Origin of the sequence: Bradyrhizobium sp. SZCCHNRI20481 (assembly GCF_032485055.1) — a bacterium.
Lineage (GTDB): Bacteria > Pseudomonadota > Alphaproteobacteria > Rhizobiales > Xanthobacteraceae > Bradyrhizobium.
Window position 1 is genome coordinate 242,718 of the sequence record NZ_JAUEUE010000002.1, and the last position, 23,551, is coordinate 266,268.

The window sequence follows — 23,551 nt, forward strand, 5'->3', positions numbered from 1 at the left end:
GGTCGATCCCGCCGCCTTGTGCGAGATTGCCCGCGATGTCACCGAATTCGTGAAGGCGTCATGGCGAGGAAGCAACGTGAGATCCGGCTGCGCGCACCCTATCTGAAGCGGCTGTGGCTCGATCCGGCCAAGATCGCCGACCGCGCCGAATATCCGTTCTGCCTGCCGTTCCTGCAGGACGAGTTCGAGCTGAGCTTCACGAGCGCCATCACCATCATCGTCGGCGAGAACGGCACCGGCAAATCGACCCTGCTCGAAGGCATCGCGGCGCTGGCCGGCTATGACGAGGCCGGCGGCGGCAAGGGCTATAGGCCGGTGGATCATGGTCGTGCAATCGAGCGCATGGGGGGTACGCTCGGTGCCGCGTTCCGTGCGAGCTGGCTGCCGAAGATCACGCAGGGCTGGTTCTTCCGCGCCGAGAGCTTCTTCTCGGTGGCGCGCTATCTCGACGAGGCCGCGTTGGACGATCCATTCGGAGGGCCGCCGCCCGACTTCCTGTCGCATTCCCACGGCGAGGGCTTCCTGCGCTTCTTCGAGGAGCGCTGCCAGCGCCAGGGCATCTACATCTTCGACGAGCCGGAATCGGCGCTGTCGCCGGCGCGCCAGATCGAGTTTCTCAAGCTGATGCGGCGGATGGACGAGTCCGGTCATTGCCAGGTGCTGATGGCGACGCATGCGCCGGTGCTGATGGCCTATCCCGGCGCGACCCTGCTGCGCCTGACCAAATACGGTCTCGAGAAGGTCGTTGTGCAGGACACCGATCACTTCAAGGCCCTGCGCGAGTTCTGCGCCGATCCCGACGGCTTCGTGCAGGCGGTGCTTGCGGAGTGAGGGCGGGGCGTGGTGCATGAGAGTTGGCGAGGTCGACCAACTTGCTCCGCCGTCATTGCGAGCGAAGCGACGTGTCCGCCGAAGCCCATCGGGCGCAGGCGGAAGCAATCCAGGGCTGCGCAAAGACTCTGGATCGCTTCGTCGCTTTGCTCCTCGCGATGACGGAGAGACATGAGTCCTCGTTCCCGCGTGCGAATGGCGTCCGGGCTTTGCATCATATTCTGCCCTCCTCGAAGTGAGAGGGCGCAGGGAAGGCCGGGCATCCGCTGATGCCCGCGGCCCCCGTGCGGGAAAAATGCACGGGGCAGGAACCACAGGCTCAGCCGAGATGACCCGGCCTTCCCTGCGCGATGGTGTTACGGCTTATACGTGGTCTCCTCGGTGCACCGGGCTTTCTGGCCACCGTCACCGGCGCGATGCGTGAGCATCACCACCAGCTTGACCTCAGCGTCGGGAGGTCAGGACCACACGATTTCGCCGTCCGCCGCCGGACCCGTCGTCTGCGCATTTGCGCCGGGCCCGTGACGTCCATCGCATCCCGCACTCAACGCCCGTGACGACCGCGAAGCGCCCCTCTCGTGAGTGCAGGACGCACCCAGAAGAACGCAAATTCCGAAAAAACGAAAGAAGAATATTTTTCGCGACACGACTGGACAGGTGTGATGGCGCTGATCCCGCGTCGAAATATAGATTTTGCGCGCATGGCCGTTTTGGTGTCAAAACGGTCGCGTCACGCCTTCGCGGCGTGCGCGTCGGGCAAATCAGGTCGCGACGCGGGTGAGGGAAGCAGGGTTTCAGATGTCGGAGCAGGCCAACCGTCACGACGAGCTCGACCAGGCGCTGCTCGCCCTCGACGACCGCGCCATGGTGCTGGAGGAGCTCGACGGCTTCATCGCCGGCCTGCTGGTCCTGCCGGAGCAGGTCCCGCCCGGCGAATGGTTCGCCGCGGCGTTCGGGTTCGGCAAAGGCCGCCACTCGGTGTTTGCGAGCATCGCCCATGCCAACGCGGTGCTCGACCTGGTGATGGCGTATCATGACGAGATCGCCCGGACGCTCACGCAAACGCCGGAGCTGTATCAGCCGCGCTATCCGGTCGATCCGATCGACGGCAGTGTGATCTGGGAGTTGTGGATCGACGGCTTCGCTGCGGCGGTGGACCTGCGTCAAGAGCGGTTCAAGGCCTACCGGAACGTCGACGGCGATGTGGGCGAGGCGGCCCTGAGCCTGATGGTGGCGATCGAGCTGGCGCGCGACGAGAATGCCGACCGCGTCGAGAATACCAGGCTCGACCGCGAAGCACCTGCTGACATCCGCCATGCGGTGCTGACCCTCAACCGTCATCGGCGGAGCGGGGCGCCCGTGCCCGGCGCGCCCGCCTTCATTGAGCAACCCAATCCGTTCGCCTCCTTCGGCAAGGTCGGCCGCAACGATCCCTGTCCGTGCGGTTCCGGCCAGAAATACAAGCGCTGCTGTGGCGCCAATTGACCCGCTTTCGAGCGCCACGACACGGTCTTTTTTGTTGCAACAATCGGGAGCGGTGCAAAGATGGGTCCGCCGCGCCAGATGCGCCGGCCAAACGAAAATGGTTGAGGAAACGAGATGAGGATGGTGTTCGGCAAGGCGCTGGCCGCGACGGCGGCGCTCGCGATCGCAACGACGGCTTTGAGCACGGCGGATGCGCATGGTCCCACCCGGCGCAAGGTGCAGGAGCACGTCGAGATCAACGCCGCACCCGCCAAGGTGTGGGCCGTGATCGGCAACTTCCAGGACATGAGCTGGCTCGGCGTCGTCGACAAGACCGCGGGCGACAAGGGCAACGAGATCGGCGCCACCCGCAAGCTGACCCTGAAGGGCGGCGCCACGGTCGACGAGGAGCTCTACAAATACGACGCCGAGAAGATGAGCTATTCGTACCGGATCACGGCGGTCGATGTGAAGGTGCTGCCGGTGACAAACTACTCGTCGACCATCGCGGTGACGCCGAGTGCGGATGGCAAAGGCAGCGTGGTCGAATGGACCGGCGCGTTCTACCGCGGCTTCCCCAACAACGATCCGCCGCCGGAGCTGAGCGACGAGGCCGCGGTCAATGCGGTGACCGGGCTCTACAAGGGCGGGCTCGAGGGACTGAAGAAGAAGGTAGAGAGCGGGAGCTGATTGGATGCGACCATGTCGCCAAGTCAGCGCTGCGCTCCCTCTCCCCGTTCTTACGGGGGGAGGGTTGGGGTGAGGGGCAGCCGAACGGGTGGTGTGGGTGGTGAGACCTGTGCCCCCTCACCCGGATTGCATCTGGCGATGCAATCCGACCTCTCAGCGCGAGCGAAGCTCGTCGCGGCCCCGCATTCGCCTTCGCTCTGCGAGCTACGGCGGACAAGAGCGGGGCGAGGTGGGTACAAGGCAAGCCGCTGTGCCACTCATCGTCTCTCAGATCCTATTCGAGCTTTTCTGCTCGCAGCCGTGCTCGTCTGCTGCGCCAGTGCCCACGCCGAAGAAGCCTTCGTCACCAATCAGCTCAGCGATGATCTGACCATCGTCGACCTCGCGACCTCGAAGCCGGTGGCGACGATCCCGATAGGCGGCAAGCCGGCCGGCGTTGCGGTGGCTGCCGACGGACGCTTCGCCTATGTGGCGAGTCCGGACGACAAGAGCATCAGCGTCGTCGACGCTGTCGCGCGAAAGGTTGTTGGACGGATCGAGGTCGGTGGCGGCCCGCTCGGCATTGCCGTGACGCCGGACGGTTCGACGGTCTACGTCGCAGACTGGTACAACGCCGCAATTCGCGTGATCGATGCGAAGACCCGGACCGTGACCGGCAGCATCGCGGTCGGCGCCTCGCCGTCGGGGCTTGCGGTGACACAAGACGGCAAGCTGCTGCTCTCCGCCGACCGCGACGACGACATGGTCTCGGTGATCGACACGGCGACGCGCCAGCGCCTTGCGACCATCAAGGTTGGCACGCGGCCGTTCGGTGTCACCATCGACGCCGAGGGCAAGCGCGCCTACACGGCAAATGTCGCCTCCAACGACGTCTCGGTGATCGACCTCGCCGAGCGTCGCGAGATCGGCCGGGTCAAGACCGGCTTGCGGCCTTATGCGGTGGCGCTGGCGCAGGGCAGGGGCTTCGTAACCGACCAGTATGACGGCACGGTCAGCGTGTTCGACCTGGCGAGCCTGCAGCCGCTCCAGCGCATCAATGTCGGCGACTATCCCGAGGGCATCGAGGCGACGGCCGACGGCCGGCGCGTCATCGTCGCCAATTGGGAGAGCAACATCCTGAGCGTCATCGACGTGGCCGCACTGAAGGTCACAGGGGAGATCAAGGTCGGCAACGGCCCGCGCGCGTTCGGCGCGTTCCTGCGGCGGTGAGGCAGGTCCGCCGGTGGCGGGAATGGAGTTGCATCTGCAGCCCGCGTCATTGCGAGCGCAGCTCGCAATGACGCGGGGAGGTATCGAGGCTCGTCGTTATCCCTGCATGTCGCTGGCGCTGATGTAGGCTACGAATCTCGTCTGGCGGGCACCACCAACCGTTCCACGATCTCGTCCATCCGGGTGAACAGCATCTCCGGCTGGTGGTCGCGCAGCGCCTGCTCCGCGGCATAGCCCCACGTCACCGCACCGAAGGCGATGCCGGCGGCGCGCGCAGCCTCGATGTCGCGGGTCTCGTCGCCGATCGCGATGGCCTGGGCCGGGTCGACGCGCAGCCGCTTCAGCACCCGGCGAAACTTCCGTGCCTTGCCGAACACCGAGGCCGAGCAATCGAAATCGGCGAACAGACCGGCGCGCGATCCGAGCTTCTGCCGCGCGTTGGCCTCGCTGTCTGACGAGACCAATGCGAGCATGGTGCCGTTCGCGGCAAGCGTGTCGAGCATGATGTCGACGCCTGCAAACAGCGGGATGCTTGCTGCATGCGCCGTCTTCAGCCGGCGCACGTGGCGCGCGATCAAGGGCAGCTTCCAGCGCGGCACCTGAAGGAAATCGAGGATCTCACGGGTCGAGGCATGGCGCAGCCCGTCGATGTCCTGCTCCTCGACCTGACGAAAGCGGTACCGCACAGCGACGGCATTCACGTGGGTGCGAAACCACGGGAAGCTGTCGGCGAGCGTGCCGTCGAGATCGAAGATGACGAGGGAATATGGCATCGCGTGGGGTGAGCGCGGCGAGGGGCTGATGATCGTCGAGGCGTGTCGTCCTGCGACAGTCCCTGCGCCATAGCAATGGGAGGGGCGGCGCGCAATGAGATGCGACCCTTGCGTGTCGCAGCTCCATGGTGACGTTCGACGATCAGGGGTTGAACATGTTGTGATGTGCACCTGGAAATAACGCGGTCTATGATCCCGATGCGCCGGCGGATCAGAGTCTGCCTGCCCAATTTGATCGAATTTGTTTTCATCATTCAAGCCAGAGAGATTTCACATGGCCCTCAACAAGGTTGCTGCAGCGTATCTGTCCTACTTCGCCTATATCGACGACGCGCTCGATACGGTTCAGCCGAGCGATTTCGTGACGATGCTGAAGTCCGTTCCGTCGGGCGCAGCGAACGGTCCGTGGTCGCTCGTCTGGGGCCCGGCGGTCAACAACGGCGTGCTCGCCTATGTCGCGCAAGGCAGCGACGGCAGCTACGCGCTGGCGTTCCGCGGCACCGATGTCGACGGCTCGGTCGGCGGTGCCTTCGAGAACGTGCTCGCCGACGTCGATGCCGTCTTCCAGGTGCCGTGGCTGTATCCGCAGCAGGCCGGCTCGCCGCTGCAGATCAGTGCCGGGATCAACGATGCGCTGGCGCTGGTCATCGCGCTCACCGATCCCGCGACGGACCTGTCGCTGCTCGACTATCTGCGCGGCCTTGCGGCCAAGCAGAATCTGCAACTGATGGTGACCGGGCACAGCCTGGGCGGCGCGCTCGCCGTGGTGGCGACGGCGTGGCTGCAGGATCAACTGCCGAAGCTGAACTCGTCGCTGAAGTTCACGCTGTGGCCGCACACCTTCGCGGCTCCGACCATGTGGAACGCGGGCTTCGCGACCACCTTCGCGAAGGCCTATACCTACTATGCGGCGGTCAACAGCAACGACATCGTGCCGATGGGATGGGCCAATCTGAAAGGGATTCTCGTCACCTATGCGCCGCCGGCGCCGGTCCTGAAGGACACCAACTACTACTCGATCTACAAGCCGCTTGAGATCCTCAGCGCAACGATCCCGACCTATACGTCGATCGTGCCGAGCAATCCGGACCTGTTCACGATCACGCCGATCGTGGAGACGAACGATTCCTGGACCGCAGAAGCCGGCTACATGCATTCCATGCAGTTGCAGTACTTCCCGCACGCGACTGGCACGACGGCGCCGCCGCTGCCGGGGGTCACCAAGACCGGCGTGGCGCGGCCGCGGGCGGTCGCCGTCGCAGCGTGAGCTGCTGATCAGGGGACGTCGCCGTCCGGGTCGCGTCTCGCGTTGCCCTCTTGCGAGCCTGCTCCCGCAGGTCTGCAAGAGGGTTTTGACGCGAATCCGATCAATAATCTCTCACGGCTTTTGTGAGCGTGCGCTGCAGGAACGCCTGGCGCAGTGCGGTCGTTGACCCCCGCACAGACGCAAGGAGAGACACATGCAACGCACGCTCAAGATGGCCGCGCTGGCCGCCGCCACGCTGGTGCTCGGCACCGCCGCCGCATCCGCGCAGGGCTATGCCCGCTACGGCGACTCGATGGCCTGGGGGCCGCCGACACAGGGCAACGATTCCGAGCCGGTGTATGACGCCGCGCCGGCGCCGGCCTACGCGCCGGGTGAAGTAGCGTGGGGTACAACGGCCTGGGGCCACGGCTACAACGGCACCAACCATCCGACTCCGAGCTCGACCCAGGGCGATGTCGGTCCGTCCGGCAACAACAACGGTACGCTGACCGGTGTCTACCGGCAGTGGTAGCCGCCATCTCGCGTTAAACGTTAGGCGATCAAACCCGCCGCTCGACAAGAGCAGCTGGTTTGTCGTGTCGGACGGGTTCGCTGCGCGTGTCGGCGATGTCACGAAGCCGTTGGATCACGAGGTCGCGCGAAGGGGAGCGTCGCGTTGTGTCGCACGATTGTTGTGGGGACCGGCGGAACCTTGGATGGATCGATATCGTTTGTTCTCCGAGAATTAGGAACGAAGGAGCAAGTTCATGACGCGCACGTTTGGATTCGCCGTGCTGACCGCCGTCACGCTCGTGGCTGGCACCGCTGCGGCCTCGGCCGGCGAATACGGCCCGGGCGGCTACGGCTATGGTGGCCAGGTCACCAGCACCTACGCCTACCGCGATTCCTTCGCCTGGGCGCCGGGGCCGGTCTATGAGGAAGGCTACGTCGCGGTCGCGCCGGGCCCGTATGACGGCCCGGGCTGGGGCACCGGCTACAACGGCACCAACCATCCGACCCCGAGCTCGACCCAGGGCGACGTCGGCCCGGGCGGCAACAACAACGGCACGCGCAGCGGATATTATCGCCAGTGGTAATCTGAGTTCGTTGTGGAAACATCGAGCCCGCCGCTCTGTAGAGAGTGGCGGGCTTTGCTGTGATGAACCGGTATCGACCACATGCGTCATTGCGAGGAGCGAAGCGACGAAGCAATCCAGAGACGCGCACGCGGCCCTGGATCGCTTCGCTCGCAACGACGATCGATACAAGGGAATTGAGGGCAACTACTCCGCCGCCTCGCTGGCTGCGCCCCGGCCGCGCTTCTTCGGCTTGGCTGACTTCTCCAGCACCGGCTTGAGGAACTGCCCGGTGTAGCTGCGCGGCGCCTTGACGATGTCCTCGGGCGGGCCCCAGGCGACGATCTCGCCGCCGCCGTCGCCGCCTTCGGGGCCGAGATCGATCACCCAGTCGGCGGTCTTGATGACCTCGAGATTGTGCTCGATCACCACTACCGAATTGCCCTGCGCGACCAGCTCGTGCAGCACCTCCAGCAGCTTCTTGACGTCGTGGAAGTGCAGGCCGGTGGTCGGCTCGTCCAGGATGTAGAGCGTGCGGCCGGTGGCGCGCTTGGACAGCTCCTTGGCGAGCTTGACGCGCTGCGCCTCGCCGCCGGAGAGCGTGGTGGCCTGCTGGCCGACATGGATGTAGTCGAGGCCGACGCGACGCAGCGTCTCGAAGGTGTCGCGCACGCGCGGCACCGCCTTGAAGAATTCGGCGGCTTCCTCGACGGTCATGTCGAGCACGTCGGCGATCGACTTGCCCTTGAACAGCACGTCGAGCGTCTCGCGGTTGTAACGCTTGCCCTTGCAGACGTCGCAGGTGACGTAGACGTCGGGCAAAAAGTGCATCTCGATCTTGATGACGCCGTCGCCCTGGCAGGCCTCGCAGCGGCCGCCCTTGACGTTGAAGGAGAAGCGGCCCGGCTCGTAGCCGCGTGCCTTCGATTCCGGCAGGCCGGCGAACCATTCGCGGATCGGGGTGAATGCGCCGGTATAGGTCGCGGGATTGGAGCGCGGGGTGCGGCCGATCGGCGACTGGTCGATATCGATGATCTTGTCGATGTGCTCCAGGCCCTCGATGCGATCGTGCGGCGCGGCGGCCTCGTTGGCGCCGTTGAGCTTGCGCGCGATCGCCTTGTAGAGCGTGTCGATGAGAAGCGTCGACTTGCCGCCGCCGGAGACGCCGGTGATGGCGGTGAACAGGCCGAGCGGGATCTCGGCCGACACGTTCTTTAAGTTATTGCCGCGGGCGTTGACGACCTTGATGGTGCGGCGATGGTTCGGCGGCCGCCGCTCGGGCACCTCGACCTCGAGCTCGCCGGTGAGATATTTGCCGGTCAGCGACGCCGGATTGCGCATGATCTCGGCCGGCGTGCCCTCGGCGACGATGTTGCCGCCATGGGTGCCGGCGCCGGGGCCGATGTCGAGCACGTAGTCGGCGAGGCGAATGGCATCCTCGTCATGCTCGACCACGATCACGGTGTTGCCGAGGTCGCGCAGCCGCTTCAGCGTGTCGAGCAGGCGGGCGTTGTCGCGCTGGTGCAGGCCGATCGAGGGCTCGTCGAGCACGTAGAGCACGCCGGTCAGGCCCGAGCCGATCTGCGACGCCAGGCGGATGCGCTGGCTCTCGCCGCCCGACAAGGTGCCGGAGGAGCGCGCCAGGGTCAGATAGTTCAAGCCGACGTCGAGCAGGAAGGTGAGGCGGTCGCGGATCTCCTTGAGGATGCGGGTGGCGATCTCGGTCTGCTGCGCGTTCAGGGCCTTCGGCACCTCGGCGAACCATTCGCCGGCAGCCCTGACGCTGAGCTCGGAGATCTCGCCGATGTGCTTGCCGGCGACCTTGACGCACAGCGCCTCGGGCTTCAGCCGGAAGCCGTTGCAGCCGGCGCAGGGCACGTCGTTGAAGTACTTGCCGAGCTCCTCGCGCGCCCATTCGCTCTCGGTCTCGCGGAAGCGGCGCTCGATGTTGGTGATCACGCCCTCGAACGGCTTCTTGGTGTCGTAGGCGCGGACGCCGTCCTCATAGGTGAACTTGATCTCGTCGTCGCCGGAGCCGTGCAGCAGCGCGTTCTGCGTCTTCTTCGGCAGGTCCTTCCACTTGGTGTCGAGCGTGAACTTGTAGAACTTGCCGAGCGCTGTCAGCGTCTGCAGGTAATAGGGCGAGGACGACTTGGCCCAGGGGGCGATCGCGCCCTTGCGCAGGGTGACGTCCTTGTCGGGAATGACGAGATCAGCATCGACGTGCTGCTCGACACCGAGGCCGCCGCATTCCGGGCAGGCGCCGTAGGGATTGTTGAACGAGAACAGCCGCGGCTCGATCTCGGGAATGGTGAAACCGGAGACTGGGCAGGCGAACTTCTCCGAGAACAGGATGCGCTCGGGCCCGCTCTTGTCATGGATCTTGGCGGTCTTCTTCTTCTCCTCGGCCGGGGCGGCGGAGGCGGGCGCGTCGGCGAACTCGATCACGGCGAGTCCCTCCGCGAGCTTCAGCGCGGTCTCGAAACTCTCCGCGAGGCGCTGGCCGATGTCGGGGCGCACCACGATGCGGTCGACGACGACGTCGATGTCGTGCGGGAACTTCTTGTCGAGCGTGGGCACCTCGGCGAGCTCATGGAAGGTGCCGTCGATCTTGACGCGCTGAAAGCCCTTCTTGAGATATTCGGCGAGCTCCTTCTTGTACTCGCCCTTGCGTCCGCGCACGACCGGGGCCAGCAGATAGAGGCGGGTGCCCTCGGGCAGCGCCAGCACGCGGTCGACCATCTGCGAGACGGTCTGGCTTTCGATCGGCAGGCCGGTGGCCGGGGAGTAGGGCACGCCGACGCGCGCCCAGAGCAGCCGCATGTAGTCGTAGATCTCGGTGACCGTGCCGACCGTCGAGCGCGGGTTCTTCGAGGTGGTCTTCTGCTCGATCGAGATCGCCGGCGACAGGCCGTCGATCTGGTCGACATCAGGCTTCTGCATCATCTCAAGGAACTGGCGCGCATAGGCCGACAGCGATTCGACGTAGCGGCGCTGGCCCTCGGCATAGATCGTATCGAAGGCGAGCGAGGATTTGCCGGAACCGGACAGGCCGGTGAAGACCACGAGCCTGTCGCGCGGGATCTCGACGTCGATGTTCTTGAGGTTGTGCTCGCGGGCGCCGCGGATCGTGATCGCCCGCAGGCTCGACTGGTTGGCTTGCGCGCGCTGCTTGGCCTTGAGCACTTCATCCATGACGATCGTCCCACGGCGCAGAGTCGCGCCATCGTTGCAGGCGCGTTCGCCGGAAGCCGGCCATCGGACGCCAGAGGGAAAAGGTATCGTCGGAACGTAGGAAGAACGGGGCTGGATTTCCAGTGCCGTCAGCGAATCATCAACAATGCGCGCAGGGAATGGCAGCGAATGGCAGGAGGCTGCCGGTTCCGTCCTGCCTTGTGCGCGATCCCGCAAAGAAAAAGCCTCCGCTCTGGCAGAGCGGAGGCTGTGTGCGTTGGCCCGGAGGCGAAGACTTAGAAGTGGTAGTTGATGCCGACCTGACCGGAATGCACGTTGAGCGTGCCGGTCGCGAGCGTGCCGAGGCCGGTGAAGGTGTAGCTCTCGCCACCGAAGCTCTTGTAGAGGTATTCGCCCTTCAGCGACCAGTTCGGGGCGAACATGTACTCGACGCCAGCGCCGACGGTCCAGCCGGAGTGGATCTTGCTGTCCGAAGCGGCGAAGCCCGGAGCCGTCAGCGAGACGCGGTTGTCAGCCCAGGCGTAACCACCGGTCGCGTACAGCAGGGTCGGGCCGAAGGCGTAGCCGATGCGGCCGCGGACGGTGCCCCAGTCACGGATCTTGGATTCGGCGTTGACACCGAGCGCGCCAACGTTTGCGTTGATGTCGGCCCAAGCGGCGTCGGCCTCGAGGCCGAACACGACAGCACCCTGCTGCCAGTTGTAGCCGACGGTGCCGCCAGCGAAGCCGCCCTTCATGGCCGCGAAGTCAGCATCCTCGTTGGCATAGCCGCCCATGGCACCGATGTAGAAGCCGGTCCAGGTCAGCACAGGCGCGGCAACCGGCGCCTTGGTGTAGGTCGGGCGCGCGGCAAGATCAGCGGCGGCAGCGGGAGCGGCCAGGGCGGCCAAGGCCACGGTCGCGAGCAGGATCTTCTTCATTCCAGTCTCCAGTTTATTCCTAACAGTCCGCATCGCACCGAGAGTTTTACGCACGAAACAGACTCACCCGTTCAAGTTGACGAGGTTCCTATAGCCCGGTTCCGTACGGATTACCGTCACCCTGAAGACACACTCGCGGCCAAACCGCGTTTTTACGGGCAAGTTCCAGAAAGCCTATGTCACTCAACTGCTTGGTTCCGGGTGTGGCGAGCCGGCAAGGTGGCATCAGGGCAACAAAAAAGGCCGGCTTTCGCCGGCCTTTCTCGGAACCTGTCGGTTGCAGGTGTCAGTACTTGGCGATGACCGGACCGCCGAAGTGGTAGCTGAGGCCGGCCTTGACGGTGTGGACGGTGTCCTTCCACTCGGAGCGGTTGGTCGCGAAAGCGCTGTACTGGATCGCGCTCTTGCCGAAGTCGAGATAGTTGTACTCGAGCTTGGCCGACCAGTTCGGCGCGAACATGTATTCGGCGCCGGCGCCGACCGTGTAGCCCCAGCGGGTGGTGTTCTGGCTGAAGACGTTGCCGGGGACGCCGTCATAGCGATGCTGCAACTGGCCCACCGCGGCGCCGCCGCTGACGAAGAACAGGGCGGGACCGGCGGCATAGCCGAGGCGGCCCTTGATGTCGCCGAAGCTGGTCAGCTTGGTGAAGAAGGTGTCGCCGAGGCCGGCATTGACCACGGCGGAGCGGCCGTTGATGTCGGCCCAGTGATAGTCGCCTTCGAGGCCGAACACGACGTTGTCGACCTGCCAGTTGTAGCCGACCACGCCGCCGACGAAGCCGCCATTGGTGTTGTAGTTCTGGGTGCCCAGGAAGCCCGGCGCATTGAAGCGGCCGAGGAAGGTCTCCTTGCTGGTGCCCCAGCCGCCGCCGCCCTGGATGCCGGCGTAGAGGCCCGACCAGCTCAGGATCTGCGCGACCATCGGCGGCGCCTTCGTATAGGGACGTGCCGCCATGTCGGCCGCCGAAGCGGACGTGGCCGTTGCGATGCCGACGAGCGCCGTCGTGATCACAAACAACTTCTTCATCAAATTCTCCCCCGGGAGGTTGGAATGACAAGCGATGGGCAAGTCATACACAGGGCATCCCGGTGAGGCTGTAACGCGCCCGCCACAGAAACGAAAAAGCGTTATAAATCATATATTTAGCACAAAAACGCCGCGACGCTGCCGGGCTGTTGACACGAAAAAGGCCGGCGCGAGGGCCGGCCTTTCCGAATGCGTGCGAGCGGCGGCTTTTTTCAGTAGCGCGTGCCCATCGGCGCCCCGAATCGATAGTTCACCCGGACTGTCGCCATGTCGATGTCCTGCTTGATGGTATCGACGCGCGACAGCACGGTTGCGGTGGCCGGGAAGCTGATGTCGCGCGAGCCCATGAACAGGTGGTCGTACTCGACGGCGACCGACCAGTTCGGCGCGAAGCCGAACTCGACGCCCGTGCCGACGGTGCCGCCCCAGCGGGTCTCACTGGCGGAATCCAGCAGCGTGCCGACCGGGAAGGGCGCAGCCGCATTCGCCGTGCCGGTGTATTTGTTGTGGGTGACGGCGGCGCCGCCCTTCACGTACCAGAGCACGTTGCCCCAGGCGTAGCCGACCTGGCCGGTGAACAGGCCGATCGCATCGGTCTTGGTGTTGTTGGTGATGCCCGCAGCCAGCGCCGCCGTGCTCGCATTGGACGACTTCAGGTCGGTCCAGTTGCCCTGGGCCTCGACGCCGAACACCCAGCTCGCCGCCTGCCAGCGATAGCCGACCTGGCCGCCGATGAGGCCGCTCGAGGCATTGTGGCAGCCTTCGGACTGGGTCGGCACGACCGGCACGCCGCCGACGCGATTGAGCGTCCAGCAGTTGTGGCTCCAATCGGCGCCGCCATTGACGCCGAGGTAGAACCCGGCCCAGTTCGGCAGCGGCGTGACATAGGCCGGCGGTGGCGCCTTGCTGTAAGGGCGCGTCGCGAAGTCGGCCGCTGAGGCCGGCGCCAGTCCCAGCGCCGCGGCGCTTGCGGTCAAGATCAAGGTCGTCTTCTGCATTCGTCTCTCCCCAGTCCCAATACACCACGCTCCGGATCCCTCCGATCCGGGCCCACGCGAAGGTGGCCTGTTGCTGGTTGTAGGAGAGACTGCTTTCTAAACTCGTGATCGGGAGCAGGCGCGTGGCGGGATGTGCCGAACGTACTTAAGCGCTGGTAAAGATCGCGACCGGTCGTGCAGATCGCAGAGCTGTCCCGAAGCGCGAGGGGCGGGTGAGCGCTTGGCGCGTCAGACCCTCGACCGCCAGTCCTCGAGGGTCAGCGCTTGGAAAAGTCAGTGCTTGGATACGACGGGGCCGCCCCAGCGATAGTTCACGCGGACCGTCGCCATGTCGACGTCCTGGCCGACCGCATCGGTCCGGCCCGCGGCTCCACCGGGAACGCCCGAGAAGCCCAGGGTGCGGTTGCCCATGAACAGGTGCTCGTATTCGGCTGCGACCGACCAGTTCTTGGCGAAGCCGACCTCGACGCCGGTGCCGACAGCCGCACCCCAGCGCGTGGCGCTGGACTGGTCGAGCACACCGCCAGTTGCCGTGGACAGACCGTTGTACTTCTCACCCGCAACCGCGGCGCCGCCCTTCACGTACCAGAGCACGTTGTTCCAGGAATAGCCGATCTGGCCGGTGAGCAAGCCGATCCCATTGATCTTGGTCTGGTTGGTCACGGGCGGGACCAACTGGCTGGTGTTGCTGCCCTTGAGGTTGGCCCAGTTTCCCTGGCCTTCGACGCCGAACACCCAGCCGCCGGCCTGCCAGCGATAGCCGATCTGGCCGCCAGCCAGCGCGCCGGTCGTATCATGGCAGCCTTCCGCGTTGGTTGCGGCCACGCCGGCGAAGCTGACCTTGTTGGTCCAGCAGGTGCGGGCCGATGCGCCACCGGCATTCAGGCCGATATAGAAGCCACTCCAATCATAGATCGTCGTGATCATCGCAGGCGCTTTGGTGAAGGTGCGCGCGGGCAAGTCGGCAGCGATGGCCGGCGCAATCCCCAGCGCCAGCGAAGTTGTCGCCCCCAGCAACAGCCTTCTCATCGCATTCCCCAAACCAAGTCCGACGCCCGCACGCACACTCTCACCAACGCCCACCCGCCGGACCTTGATAGCCCCTTCCGTCGTAAAAAGCCGTCACCCAAATGACACAACGGCCCAGCAAGTACCGGTTCTGGCACACAAAAAAGGCCGGCGCGAAGCCGGCCTTTCGACACATTCGATTTGCGCGTGCAATCAGTAGCGCGACACGATCGGGCCGCTGAAGTGATAGGAGACGCCGGCCTTGACGGTGTGCACGGTGTCGCTCCACTCGGAGCGATTGGCCGGAACCGCGCTGTACTGAATCGAGCTCTTGCCGAAGTCGAGATAGTTGTATTCGACCTTGGCCGACCAGTTCGGCGCGAACATGTACTCGGCGCCGGCACCGATCGTCCAACCCCAGCGCCAGTTGTTCTGAGCGAAGCTATTCGCCGCGCCGCCATTGAGCGCTGCGTCGTAGCGGTGTTGGAGATCGCCGACGGCAGCGCCGCCGCTGACAAAGAACAGCGCCGGACCCGCAGCCCAGCCGAGGCGGCCCTTGATGTCGCCAAAGCCGCGCAGCCTGGTGAAGTAGGTATCGCCGAGACCGGCGTTGATGACGCCCGACCGGCCGTTGATGTCGGCCCAGTGATAGTCGCCCTCGAGACCGAACACGATGTTGTCGACCTGCCAGTTGTAGCCGACCACACCGCCGATGAAGCCGCCGCTGGTGTTATAGTTCTGGGTGCCGGCAAAGATCGCCGTATTGGGCGCTCCGAAGAAGGTCTCGTTGCTTCGGCCCCAGCCGCCGCCGCCCTGCAGACCGAGATAGAAACCGGCCCAGGTCGGAAGTGGCGCCGGCGCCACCACCGGGGCCTTCGTGTACGGGCGGGCGGCGAGATCGGCGGCTCCCGCCGGCGTCAGCGCCCCCAAAACCATTAAGCTGACAGCTCCGAGAAAAATTCTTTTCATCCCAAGTCTCCCGCGTTGGGCGTCTCCAATTGGTCCCCGGAGACGCACTTCTGTGAAGTTGGTGCGACCACGCTTGCGGCCCCAATCCGTCCAGAAATATACGCTATTCAACCCTGGATACCGTCTCCCAAAAGCCACAGCCGAGGAGGAAGTGCGGCGAGCTAACTTGATGAAAGTTAATCCCTTTTTCGTGAATAGGGAACTTTTTCCTGGTTCCATTTGCGAGGACTTGCGGTTCCGTCGAGTTCCGCGGAACTCGACGCACGGTTGTGGACATATGCGCGCGAACAAAACTGGAACAATGGCCTTCCGCCTGCTATATGTGGATAAGCAATGGACAGGGCGGGTGGACCGCGCGGCAACCGTATAGGGTCCGCCGCGAGAGGAAGGGTTAGCCACCGGACGCCGTGAGGCCGGTGTGGACGGCCGGTCCGATGATCGAGAACCGCGGGAGAGTGGTGATGGCGGGTAGTGTGAACAAGGTGATTCTGGTCGGCAATCTTGGCAAGGACCCCGAGATCCGGCGTACGCAGGATGGGCGGCCGATCGCCAATCTAAGCATTGCGACGTCGGAAACGTGGCGCGACAAGGCGACCGGCGAGCGCAAGGAAAAGACCGAGTGGCACCGCGTGGTGATCTTCAACGAGGGTCTTTGCAAGGTCGCCGAGCAGTATCTGAAGAAGGGCGCCAAGGTTTACATCGAGGGCGCGCTGCAGACCCGCAAATGGACCGACCAGAGCGGTGTCGAGAAGTACTCGACCGAGGTCGTTCTGCAGGGCTTCAACTCGACCTTGACGATGCTCGATGGCCGGGGCGGCGGCGGTGGCGGCAGCTTCTCCGATGACATGGGTGGCGGCGATTTCGGCAGCAGCGGTCCGTCGATGGCGCCGCCGCGCCGCGCGGTCGCTTCGGCCGGTGGTGGCGGACGCAACAGCGACATGGACGACGACATTCCGTTCTGAGGCGCAGGGGCGGCCGCACGACGTTCAGGCCGCTGCCGTCTGACCACGGGGGTGTTGCATGAGCTTCGCACCGCTGCTCGCTGCTGAACCCGCCGTCCAGCTGCACGCCGTCGCCGCGATGACGGCGTTTGCGCTGGGACTCGTCCAGTTCGCGGCCCCGAAGGGGACCTTGCCGCATCGAACGATCGGCTGGGTCTGGGTCGCGCTGATGGCGGCCGTTGCGGTCAGCTCGTTCTGGATCCACACCATCCGGCTGGTCGGGCCATGGAGCCCGATCCACCTGCTGTCGCTCTACACGTTGGCCGTGCTGCCGCTTGCGGTGTGGGCTGCGCACCGCCATCGGGTGGCGGCCCATCGCCGGGCCATGATCACGCTGTTTTCCGGTGCCCTCGTGATTGCCGGACTGTTCACGCTGCTGCCCGGACGGATCATGCACAAGGTGGTCTTCGGGCCCTAGCCAGAGACGGTTCCCGAGCAAGCCTCGCGGAGCCGTGTCATGTGGTTAAGTCCCTGGAAAGGCGAGCAGAAAAAGCGCAGCCCACCTCGGTTTGGGGGTGGCCTGCGGCGCGCTCCTGCGCTATATGATTCCAAGCGATTTTCGCGTGTCAAAACCGACCGGTATCCCCTTTGTCCGATAAAGAAGATGAGAAGCCCGGCGAGCCGGGCGGACCTTCCGACATTCGTCCCGTTTCCATCCTCGACGAGATGAAACGCTCCTACCTCGATTACGCGATGAGCGTGATCGTGTCGCGAGCGCTGCCCGATGCGCGCGACGGCCTCAAGCCCGTGCACCGGCGCATCCTGTATTCGATGTACGAGCAGGGGCACACGCCCGACAAGAAATACGTCAAGTCCGCGCGCGTGGTCGGCGACGTCATCGGTAAATATCATCCGCATGGCGACCAGTCGATCTACGACGCCATGGTGCGCATGGCGCAGGACTTCTCGATGCGCGTGCCGCTGATCGACGGCCAGGGCAATTTCGGCTCCGTCGACGGCGATCCGCCGGCCGCCTATCGATACACCGAAGCCAAGCTCGCCAAGTCGGCGATCCCGCTGCTCGACGACATCGACAAGGACACCGTCGACTTCCAGCCGAACTACGACAATTCGGACAAGGAACCGTCGGTTCTTCCGGCCAAATATCCGAACCTGCTGGTCAATGGCGCCGGCGGCATCGCGGTCGGCATGGCCACCAACATCCCGCCGCACAATCTCGGCGAGGTGATCGATGCCTGCATCGCGCTGATCGACAATCCCGCGCTCACGATCGATGACCTCATCAACATCATTCCGGGGCCGGATTTCCCGACCGGCGGCATCATTCTTGGCCGCGCGGGCGCCCGCTCGGCCTACCATCTGGGCCGCGGCTCGATCATGATGCGCGGCAAGGTGACGATCGACACGATCCGCAAGGATCGCGAGGCGATCATCATCTCCGAGATCCCCTACCAGGTGAACAAGGCCACGATGGTCGAGCGCATCGCCGAGCTGGTGCGCGAGAAGAAGATCGAAGGCGTCGCCGACCTGCGCGACGAAAGCGACCGCGACGGCTACCGCGTCGTCGTCGAGCTGAAGCGCGACGCCGTGCCGGACGTCGTGCTCAACCAGCTCTACAAGTTCACGCCGCTGCAGACGAGCTTCGCCGCCAACATGCTGGCGCTCGACGGCGGCCGCCCGCAGACGATGACGTTGAAGGACCTGCTGACGATCTTCGTCGCGTTCCGCGAGCGTGTCGTCACGCGCAGGACCAAGTTCCTGCTCAACAAGGCGCGCGACCGCGCTCATATCCTGGTCGGCCTTGCCGTGGCCGTGGCCAATATCGACGAGGTCATCAGGGTCATCAGGACCTCGCCCGATCCTGCGACGGCGCGCGAGGCGTTGATGTCGCGCGACTGGCCGGCGCGCGACGTCGAGGCCATCATCACGCTGATCGACGATCCGCGCCATCGCCTGGCCGAGGACGGCACCATCCGGTTGTCGTTCGAGCAGGCCAAGGCGATTCTCGACCTGCGTCTGCAGCGCCTGACCGCGCTCGGCCGCGAGGAGATTTCCGACGAGCTCGACAAGCTCAAGGTCGAGATTAACGACTATCTCGACATCCTGCGCTCGCGGGCGCGGGTTCAGGGCATCATCAAGGACGAGCTCGCCGCCGTGAAGGCGGAGTTCGGCACGCCGCGCCGCACCGTGATCGCCGAGCAGGAAGGCGAGGTCGAGGACGAGGACCTGATCCAGCGCGAGGACATGGTCGTGACCGTGTCGCATGCGGGCTACACCAAGCGCGTGCCGCTGTCGGCCTATCGGGCGCAGCGTCGCGGCGGCAAGGGCCGCTCGGGCATGCAGACCCGCGAGGAGGATTTCGTCAGCCGGCTGTTCGTGGCCTCCACGCACACGCCGGTGCTGTTCTTCTCGTCGCGCGGCCAGGTCTACAAGGAGAAGGTCTGGCGGCTGCCGATCGCGGCGCCCAACGGGCGCGGCAAGGCGCTGATCAACATCCTGCCGCTGGAGCAGGGCGAGCGCATCACCACGATCATGCCGCTGCCGGAGGATGAATCCTCCTGGGCCAATCTCGACGTGATGTTCGCCACCACCGGCGGCAACGTCCGCCGCAACAAGCTGTCGGATTTCGTCGACGTGCGCCGCTCCGGCATCATCGCGATGAAGCTCGACGAGGGCGAGGAGATCGTCAACGTGCAGATCTGCACCGAGCGTGACGACGTGCTGCTCACGGCGTCGGGCGGGCAGTGCATCCGATTCCCCGTCACCGACGTGCGCGTCTTCACCGGGCGGACCTCGATGGGCGTGCGCGGCATCGCGCTCGCCGGCGGTGACAAGGTGATCTCGCTGTCGATCCTGCGCCATGTCGAGACGACCTCGGACGAGCGTACGGCCTATTTGAAGATGCGCCGGGCGATGTCGGGCGATGCTGCCACCGAGGAGCCGGTCGAGACCGAGGGCGAGGAGGCGGCCGCTGGCGCGATCCAGCTGTCGCAGGAACGCTACGTCGAGATGTCCGCGCAGGAGCAGGTGGTGCTGACCGTCTCGGTCAACGGCTACGGCAAGCGCACCTCGTCCTACGAGTACCGCACCACCGGCCGCGGCGGCAAAGGCATCGTCGCGATGTCCGTCAACAACCGCAACGGCAAGCTCGTCGCCTCATTCCCGGTCGAGGATGGCGATCAGATCATGCTGGTGACGGACAAGGGGCAGTTGATCCGTTGCCCGGTCGACGGCATCCGCATCGCGGGACGCTCGACCCAGGGCGTCATCGTGTTCGACACCGCCGATGATGAGCACGTCGTTTCGGTGGAGCATATCGGCGAGGAGACCGAGAACGGCACCGGTGGGAACGGGACTGAAGGTGCGAATGGCGAGTGAGTTGCGAATGGCGAATAGGAAGTAGCGAATAGAGGAGGAATCAAGTCTTCCCGCTATTCGCTATTCGCTATTCGCTATTCGCTATTCGCTATTCGCTATTCGCCCTTACTGTGTCCGCTCGACGGAGACCATCCTGGCCTCGCGGATCGTTCCCCTGGTGCCGGCGCTGCGCAGGCAGCCCGCTTCGAAGTTCGGCCAAGCCTGCTGCGAGCAGTCGCGGCCGATCGGGCGAATGTCCAGGCGGTCCGCCTTGGCGAGCGGACGCGGCACGCTGGCTTCAACCTGAGGAGCGAAGCCGGGCAGGACGGTGATGCCGGCAGCCACCAAGCCGGCAGCTGCGACTGCAGATAGCGCTTTGATCATGACGGTCCCCTGTCCGGGCCGTTCGGCCCGTTGTTCGTTAAGGATTTGATAATCAGCTCGGGTTTCGAGACGTCTTCGCGGGACGGGCGAATTGGTTTCGTCTCGGCCCGGCGTGTTTCATGTCCCAAGTTCCGATGAAACAATCGCGGTAGCCGACCACAGTTCCGGCCCCCCGGCGTCGCACCTCATTTCATTGCGGTGCAGTCTCGGCCACTCTTTGCCCATCACAGCCACGCCAGCGGGCCTGGCGGTGGCTTGCCGGCCTGTTCCCGGCGGTATAGGACGGGCGCATGCAACGCATTGCGCTCTATCCGGGCTCGTTCGATCCCGTCACCAACGGCCATCTCGATGTGGTCCGGCAGGCCGTTCATCTCTGCGATCGCCTGATCGTTGCGGTCGGCGTGCATCATGGCAAGAAGCCGCTGTTCTCGACCGAGGAGCGGCTGGCGATGGCGCATGAGATCTTCGGCCCCGTCGCAGCCGCTGCGGGCTGCGGCTTCGAGGCTTCGACCTACGACAATCTGACCGTCACGGCCGCGCAAAAAGCCGGCGCGATCATGATGATCCGGGGCCTGCGCGACGGCACCGATTTCGACTACGAGATGCAGTTGGCCGGCATGAACCAGACCATGGCACCGCAGGTCCAGACGGTGTTCGTTCCAGCCTCGGTGAGTGTCCGCCCGATCGCCGCCACGCTGGTTCGCCAGATCGCCGCCATGGGCGGCGAGATCTCGCATTTCGTGCCGCCGTCGGTGGCCGAAAGTCTCAAGGCCAAGTTCAACTGATCCTTCAGGCACCGGCCGCTTCCGGCGGTGCCTTTTCTCTCCACATCGTCTCATGTCATCGGAGTTGCCATGATCCGCGCTCTCGCTTTCGTCTTTGCTCTCGTGTTCGCATTGCCGGCGTTGGCCCAGTCGCTGCCTGCCGGCCTCGACAAGCAGAATGCCCTGGTCATCGACACCACCAAGGGCCGCATCATCATCAAGCTGCGCACCGATCTGGCGCCGCAGCATGCCGAGCGGCTGAAGACGCTGGCGCGCGAAGGCTTCTACAACAACGTGCCGTTCCACCGCGTCATGGACGGCTTCATGGCGCAGACCGGCGACGGCCAGAACTTCAATGGCACCGGCGGCTCGAAGTACCCGAACCTGAAGCAGGAGTTTTCGAGCACGCCGTTCAAGCGCGGCACCGTCGGCATGGCGCGCCGGGGCGATAGCGTGGATTCTGCCAACTCGCAGTTCTTCATCTGCTTCGGCGACGCCTCCTTCCTCAACGGCCAATACACCGTGATCGGCGAGGTCGTGCAGGGCATGGACGTCGTCGACAAGCTCAAGAAGGCGCCTCCGGGCTCGTCGGGCGGTGCCGTGACCGATCCCGACAAGATGGTCAAGGTGCAGGTCGCCTCGGACATCAAGTAGGTCCGAGAAAGCAGGGCACCCGGGTCTCGCGCCCGGTTCCCTCAGGCATTAAGGAACCTTTTGCCACGTCGCGGAGGCATGCCGATTCTGCCGCCCCGTCACATCGACAGGGCCGGTGGCTTCAGCTTTAAGCGCATTGGGTCTATTCTCGACCAGCATCGCGGGCCTCGTCGTGCTCGGATCGCCGTCAGGAGGGGTGACGGCCGCACATGGGAAGGCGCCGCGACATTTCAGACCCAGGATTTACTTTGTCCTGACCCCCGTCAATTCCATAAAAACCGAGAGACCAGCATGGCTGTGACCGAAAATACCTTGATCCTCGAAACCACCCAGGGCCCCGTCACCATCGAGATGCGTCCCGATCTCGCGCCCGGCCATGTCGCGCGCATCAAGGAGCTCGTCCGCGAGGGCTTCTACGACGGCATCGTCTTCCACCGCGTCATCGACGGCTTCATGGCGCAGACCGGCTGCCCGCAGGGCAGCGGCATGGGCGGCTCCGGCAAGAAGCTGAAGGCCGAGTTCAACGCCGAGCCGCATGTGCGCGGCACCGCCTCGATGGCGCGTGCGGCCAATCCGGATTCAGGCGACAGCCAGTTCTTCATCTGCTTCGACGACGCCCGCTTCCTGGACAAGCAGTACACGGTCTGGGGCAAGGTCACCGAGGGCATGGAGAACGTCGACAAGATCAAGCGCGGCGAACCGGTGCAGAACCCGGACAAGATCGTGAAGGCCTACATGGCCGCCGACGCTGCGTAGACTTTGCGATCCTCACGGTGAGGCGCGTGCGCAGCACGCGTCTCGCACCATGAGGCGGACAGTCGGGCCTTCATCCTTCGCGACGCGTGCTGTCGCACGCTCCCCGGAATGAAGGGCCGATGGTCGTCCCAGAACGACGATGCGCACCGACCTGTTCGATTTCCATCTTCCCCCCGAAAACATCGCGCTCCGCCCGGCGAGCCCGCGCGAGTCCGCGCGCATGCTGGTGGTGCAGGGCGACGGTGTCTTACGCGACCGCACGGTCGCCGACCTGCCGGACTGGCTGGAGCCCGGTGATCAGCTCGTCGTCAACGACACCAAGGTGATCGCGGCGCAGCTGTCCGGTCGCCGCATCAGCCGCGAGACCGAAGCGAAGATCGAGGCGACCCTGATCAAGCGGCTCGACGGCTCGCGCTGGCAGGCGCTGGTGCGGCCCGCCAAGAAGCTCGCGCCAGGCGATACGATCCGGTTCGGCAACGAGGGCAAGGTCTGCCTGCTCGGCCATCTCGACGCCACCGTCGAGGCCAAGGGCGAGGAGGGCGAGCTGACGCTGTCCTTTGTGTTCCATGGGCCCGCGCTCGACCAAGCGATCGCCGATCTCGGCCGGCCGCCGCTGCCGCCCTACATCGCCGGCAAGCGGCCCGCAGACGAGCAGGACGCGACAGATTATCAGACCATGTTCGCGGCCAAAGAGGGCGCGGTGGCTGCGCCGACGGCTGGGCTGCATTTCACGCCGACGCTGGAGCAGCGGCTGCGCGACCGCGGCGTCGGGCTGCAGCGCGTGACCCTGCATGTCGGGGCCGGCACTTTCCTGCCGGTCAAGGTCGAGGATACCGAGGGCCACCGCATGCATGCGGAGTGGGGCAGTCTCACGCCGGACACGGCGGCCGCATTGAACGAGGCGCGCGCCAAGGGCGGCCGCATCGTCGCGGTCGGCACGACGTCGTTGCGGCTCGTGGAGAGCGCGGCGCAGCCCGACGGCACGATCGCGCCGTTCGAGGCGGAGACGTCGATCTTCATCACGCCCGGCTATCGCTTCCGCGCGGTCGATATCCTGATGACCAACTTCCATCTGCCACGCTCGACGCTCTTCATGTTGGTCTCGGCCTTCGCCGGCTTGGAGACGATGCACGCGGCCTATGCGCATGCGATCCGCAGCGGCTATCGCTTCTATTCGTATGGCGATGCGTGCCTGTTGTTTCGTCAGCCAGACGAGCGCATCGTCGAGCCGTAGGGTGGGCAAAAGGCCCACCCTGCAAGTTCGCTCT

General features: G+C 65.0%; 22 protein-coding genes. 14 read left to right on the plus strand and 8 right to left on the minus strand.

Features of this window, described 5'->3' with window-relative positions; all coding sequences use genetic code 11:
• Positions 1–60 precede the first annotated feature (60 nt).
• From QX132_RS03660 to QX132_RS03675, 4 genes are all read left to right on the plus strand, one after another.
• Positions 61–831: an AAA family ATPase gene (locus QX132_RS03660; RefSeq protein WP_315738121.1), complete on the plus strand. Its 771-nt coding sequence runs from the start codon at positions 61–63 to the stop codon at positions 829–831.
• A 693-nt stretch (positions 832–1,524) separates the two neighbouring features.
• Positions 1,525–2,316, plus strand: coding sequence for a UPF0149 family protein (locus QX132_RS03665; protein ID WP_315810944.1), 792 nt, complete (start codon positions 1,525–1,527; stop codon positions 2,314–2,316).
• Between the two features lie 114 nt (positions 2,317–2,430).
• On the plus strand, positions 2,431–2,985 hold the full coding sequence (locus QX132_RS03670; RefSeq protein ID WP_316160122.1) for an SRPBCC family protein: 555 nt from the start codon (positions 2,431–2,433) through the stop codon (positions 2,983–2,985).
• 276 nt (positions 2,986–3,261) lie between these two features.
• Positions 3,262–4,194: a cytochrome D1 domain-containing protein gene (locus QX132_RS03675; RefSeq protein ID WP_315797540.1), complete on the plus strand. Its 933-nt coding sequence runs from the start codon at positions 3,262–3,264 to the stop codon at positions 4,192–4,194.
• 128 nt (positions 4,195–4,322) lie between these two features.
• Here QX132_RS03675 and QX132_RS03680 read toward each other — a convergent pair whose 3' ends face one another.
• Positions 4,323–4,967, minus strand: coding sequence for an HAD hydrolase-like protein (locus QX132_RS03680; RefSeq protein ID WP_315780081.1), 645 nt, complete (start codon positions 4,965–4,967; stop codon positions 4,323–4,325).
• Between the two features lie 274 nt (positions 4,968–5,241).
• Between QX132_RS03680 and QX132_RS03685 the strand changes: the two genes are divergently transcribed.
• From QX132_RS03685 to QX132_RS03695, 3 genes are all read left to right on the plus strand, one after another.
• Complete coding sequence (locus QX132_RS03685; RefSeq protein WP_315738117.1) at positions 5,242–6,234, plus strand: lipase family protein; 993 nt, start codon at positions 5,242–5,244, stop codon at positions 6,232–6,234.
• A gap of 193 nt (positions 6,235–6,427) precedes the next feature.
• Positions 6,428–6,745 carry a hypothetical protein gene (locus QX132_RS03690; protein ID WP_315810946.1) on the plus strand — a complete coding sequence of 106 codons (318 nt, stop codon included), beginning with the start codon at positions 6,428–6,430 and terminating at the stop codon, positions 6,743–6,745.
• 235 nt (positions 6,746–6,980) lie between these two features.
• Complete coding sequence (locus QX132_RS03695; protein WP_315738115.1) at positions 6,981–7,310, plus strand: hypothetical protein; 330 nt, start codon at positions 6,981–6,983, stop codon at positions 7,308–7,310.
• A gap of 186 nt (positions 7,311–7,496) precedes the next feature.
• Here the strand turns inward: QX132_RS03695 and uvrA are convergent, their stop codons facing one another.
• The 6 genes from uvrA to QX132_RS03725 all read right to left on the minus strand — a co-directional run bounded on the left by uvrA (position 7,497) and on the right by QX132_RS03725 (position 15,406).
• Positions 7,497–10,484 carry an excinuclease ABC subunit UvrA gene (uvrA, locus tag QX132_RS03700; RefSeq protein ID WP_316160124.1) on the minus strand — a complete coding sequence of 996 codons (2,988 nt, stop codon included), beginning with the start codon at positions 10,482–10,484 and terminating at the stop codon, positions 7,497–7,499.
• 275 nt (positions 10,485–10,759) lie between these two features.
• Entirely contained in the window at positions 10,760–11,404 is a 645-nt protein-coding gene (locus QX132_RS03705; RefSeq protein ID WP_315738113.1) for a porin family protein, read from the minus strand.
• 286 nt (positions 11,405–11,690) lie between these two features.
• On the minus strand, positions 11,691–12,431 hold the full coding sequence (locus QX132_RS03710) for an outer membrane protein (RefSeq protein WP_315738112.1): 741 nt from the start codon (positions 12,429–12,431) through the stop codon (positions 11,691–11,693).
• A gap of 212 nt (positions 12,432–12,643) precedes the next feature.
• Positions 12,644–13,429 carry an outer membrane protein gene (locus QX132_RS03715; RefSeq protein ID WP_315738111.1) on the minus strand — a complete coding sequence of 262 codons (786 nt, stop codon included), beginning with the start codon at positions 13,427–13,429 and terminating at the stop codon, positions 12,644–12,646.
• Between the two features lie 273 nt (positions 13,430–13,702).
• Positions 13,703–14,458, minus strand: a complete 756-nt coding sequence (locus QX132_RS03720; protein WP_316160125.1) for an outer membrane protein — start codon at positions 14,456–14,458, stop codon at positions 13,703–13,705.
• 192 nt (positions 14,459–14,650) lie between these two features.
• Entirely contained in the window at positions 14,651–15,406 is a 756-nt protein-coding gene (locus tag QX132_RS03725; RefSeq protein WP_315780069.1) for an outer membrane protein, read from the minus strand.
• Positions 15,407–15,867: 461 nt separating this feature from the next.
• On the opposite strand from QX132_RS03725, the gene QX132_RS03730 reads away from it, so the two are divergent.
• The 3 genes from QX132_RS03730 to gyrA all read left to right on the plus strand — a co-directional run bounded on the left by QX132_RS03730 (position 15,868) and on the right by gyrA (position 19,746).
• Positions 15,868–16,368, plus strand: coding sequence for a single-stranded DNA-binding protein (locus QX132_RS03730; protein WP_315738108.1), 501 nt, complete (start codon positions 15,868–15,870; stop codon positions 16,366–16,368).
• 58 nt (positions 16,369–16,426) lie between these two features.
• Complete coding sequence (locus QX132_RS03735; protein ID WP_315810950.1) at positions 16,427–16,825, plus strand: DUF2306 domain-containing protein; 399 nt, start codon at positions 16,427–16,429, stop codon at positions 16,823–16,825.
• 170 nt (positions 16,826–16,995) lie between these two features.
• Positions 16,996–19,746, plus strand: coding sequence for a DNA gyrase subunit A (gene gyrA, locus QX132_RS03740; protein ID WP_315756621.1), 2,751 nt, complete (start codon positions 16,996–16,998; stop codon positions 19,744–19,746).
• A 105-nt stretch (positions 19,747–19,851) separates the two neighbouring features.
• Here gyrA and QX132_RS03745 read toward each other — a convergent pair whose 3' ends face one another.
• A complete protein-coding gene (locus QX132_RS03745; protein WP_315738105.1) occupies positions 19,852–20,109 on the minus strand; it encodes a hypothetical protein in 258 nt (85 codons plus the stop codon).
• Between the two features lie 290 nt (positions 20,110–20,399).
• On the opposite strand from QX132_RS03745, the gene coaD reads away from it, so the two are divergent.
• From coaD to queA, 4 genes are all read left to right on the plus strand, one after another.
• Complete coding sequence (coaD, locus tag QX132_RS03750; RefSeq protein ID WP_315810951.1) at positions 20,400–20,894, plus strand: pantetheine-phosphate adenylyltransferase; 495 nt, start codon at positions 20,400–20,402, stop codon at positions 20,892–20,894.
• 69 nt (positions 20,895–20,963) lie between these two features.
• Positions 20,964–21,527 carry a peptidylprolyl isomerase gene (locus tag QX132_RS03755; RefSeq protein ID WP_315711771.1) on the plus strand — a complete coding sequence of 188 codons (564 nt, stop codon included), beginning with the start codon at positions 20,964–20,966 and terminating at the stop codon, positions 21,525–21,527.
• Between the two features lie 291 nt (positions 21,528–21,818).
• A complete protein-coding gene (locus QX132_RS03760; RefSeq protein WP_315770783.1) occupies positions 21,819–22,283 on the plus strand; it encodes a peptidylprolyl isomerase in 465 nt (154 codons plus the stop codon).
• A 139-nt stretch (positions 22,284–22,422) separates the two neighbouring features.
• Positions 22,423–23,517, plus strand: coding sequence for a tRNA preQ1(34) S-adenosylmethionine ribosyltransferase-isomerase QueA (gene queA / locus QX132_RS03765; RefSeq protein ID WP_315810952.1), 1,095 nt, complete (start codon positions 22,423–22,425; stop codon positions 23,515–23,517).
• The last annotated feature ends 34 nt before the right edge of the window (positions 23,518–23,551 follow it).

Bases quoted from the DNA above. Each gene is read 5' to 3' on its own strand.
- QX132_RS03755 (WP_315711771.1), top strand. From the start codon at position 20,964: ATGATCCGCGCTCTCGCTTTCGTCTTTGCTCTCGTGTTCGCATTGCCG.
- QX132_RS03735 (WP_315810950.1), top strand. From the start codon at position 16,427: ATGAGCTTCGCACCGCTGCTCGCTGCTGAACCCGCCGTCCAGCTGCAC.
- QX132_RS03685 (WP_315738117.1), top strand. From the start codon at position 5,242: ATGGCCCTCAACAAGGTTGCTGCAGCGTATCTGTCCTACTTCGCCTAT.
- QX132_RS03725 (WP_315780069.1), bottom strand. From the start codon at position 15,406: ATGAAAAGAATTTTTCTCGGAGCTGTCAGCTTAATGGTTTTGGGGGCG.
- QX132_RS03760 (WP_315770783.1), top strand. From the start codon at position 21,819: ATGGCTGTGACCGAAAATACCTTGATCCTCGAAACCACCCAGGGCCCC.
- QX132_RS03660 (WP_315738121.1), top strand. From the start codon at position 61: ATGGCGAGGAAGCAACGTGAGATCCGGCTGCGCGCACCCTATCTGAAG.
- QX132_RS03730 (WP_315738108.1), top strand. From the start codon at position 15,868: ATGGCGGGTAGTGTGAACAAGGTGATTCTGGTCGGCAATCTTGGCAAG.
- QX132_RS03710 (WP_315738112.1), bottom strand. From the start codon at position 12,431: ATGAAGAAGTTGTTTGTGATCACGACGGCGCTCGTCGGCATCGCAACG.
- QX132_RS03695 (WP_315738115.1), top strand. From the start codon at position 6,981: ATGACGCGCACGTTTGGATTCGCCGTGCTGACCGCCGTCACGCTCGTG.
- QX132_RS03705 (WP_315738113.1), bottom strand. From the start codon at position 11,404: ATGAAGAAGATCCTGCTCGCGACCGTGGCCTTGGCCGCCCTGGCCGCT.
- QX132_RS03680 (WP_315780081.1), bottom strand. From the start codon at position 4,967: ATGCCATATTCCCTCGTCATCTTCGATCTCGACGGCACGCTCGCCGAC.
- coaD (WP_315810951.1), top strand. From the start codon at position 20,400: ATGCAACGCATTGCGCTCTATCCGGGCTCGTTCGATCCCGTCACCAAC.
- uvrA (WP_316160124.1), bottom strand. From the start codon at position 10,484: ATGGATGAAGTGCTCAAGGCCAAGCAGCGCGCGCAAGCCAACCAGTCG.
- QX132_RS03715 (WP_315738111.1), bottom strand. From the start codon at position 13,429: ATGCAGAAGACGACCTTGATCTTGACCGCAAGCGCCGCGGCGCTGGGA.
- QX132_RS03690 (WP_315810946.1), top strand. From the start codon at position 6,428: ATGCAACGCACGCTCAAGATGGCCGCGCTGGCCGCCGCCACGCTGGTG.
- QX132_RS03720 (WP_316160125.1), bottom strand. From the start codon at position 14,458: ATGAGAAGGCTGTTGCTGGGGGCGACAACTTCGCTGGCGCTGGGGATT.
- QX132_RS03745 (WP_315738105.1), bottom strand. From the start codon at position 20,109: ATGATCAAAGCGCTATCTGCAGTCGCAGCTGCCGGCTTGGTGGCTGCC.
- QX132_RS03670 (WP_316160122.1), top strand. From the start codon at position 2,431: ATGAGGATGGTGTTCGGCAAGGCGCTGGCCGCGACGGCGGCGCTCGCG.
- queA (WP_315810952.1), top strand. From the start codon at position 22,423: ATGCGCACCGACCTGTTCGATTTCCATCTTCCCCCCGAAAACATCGCG.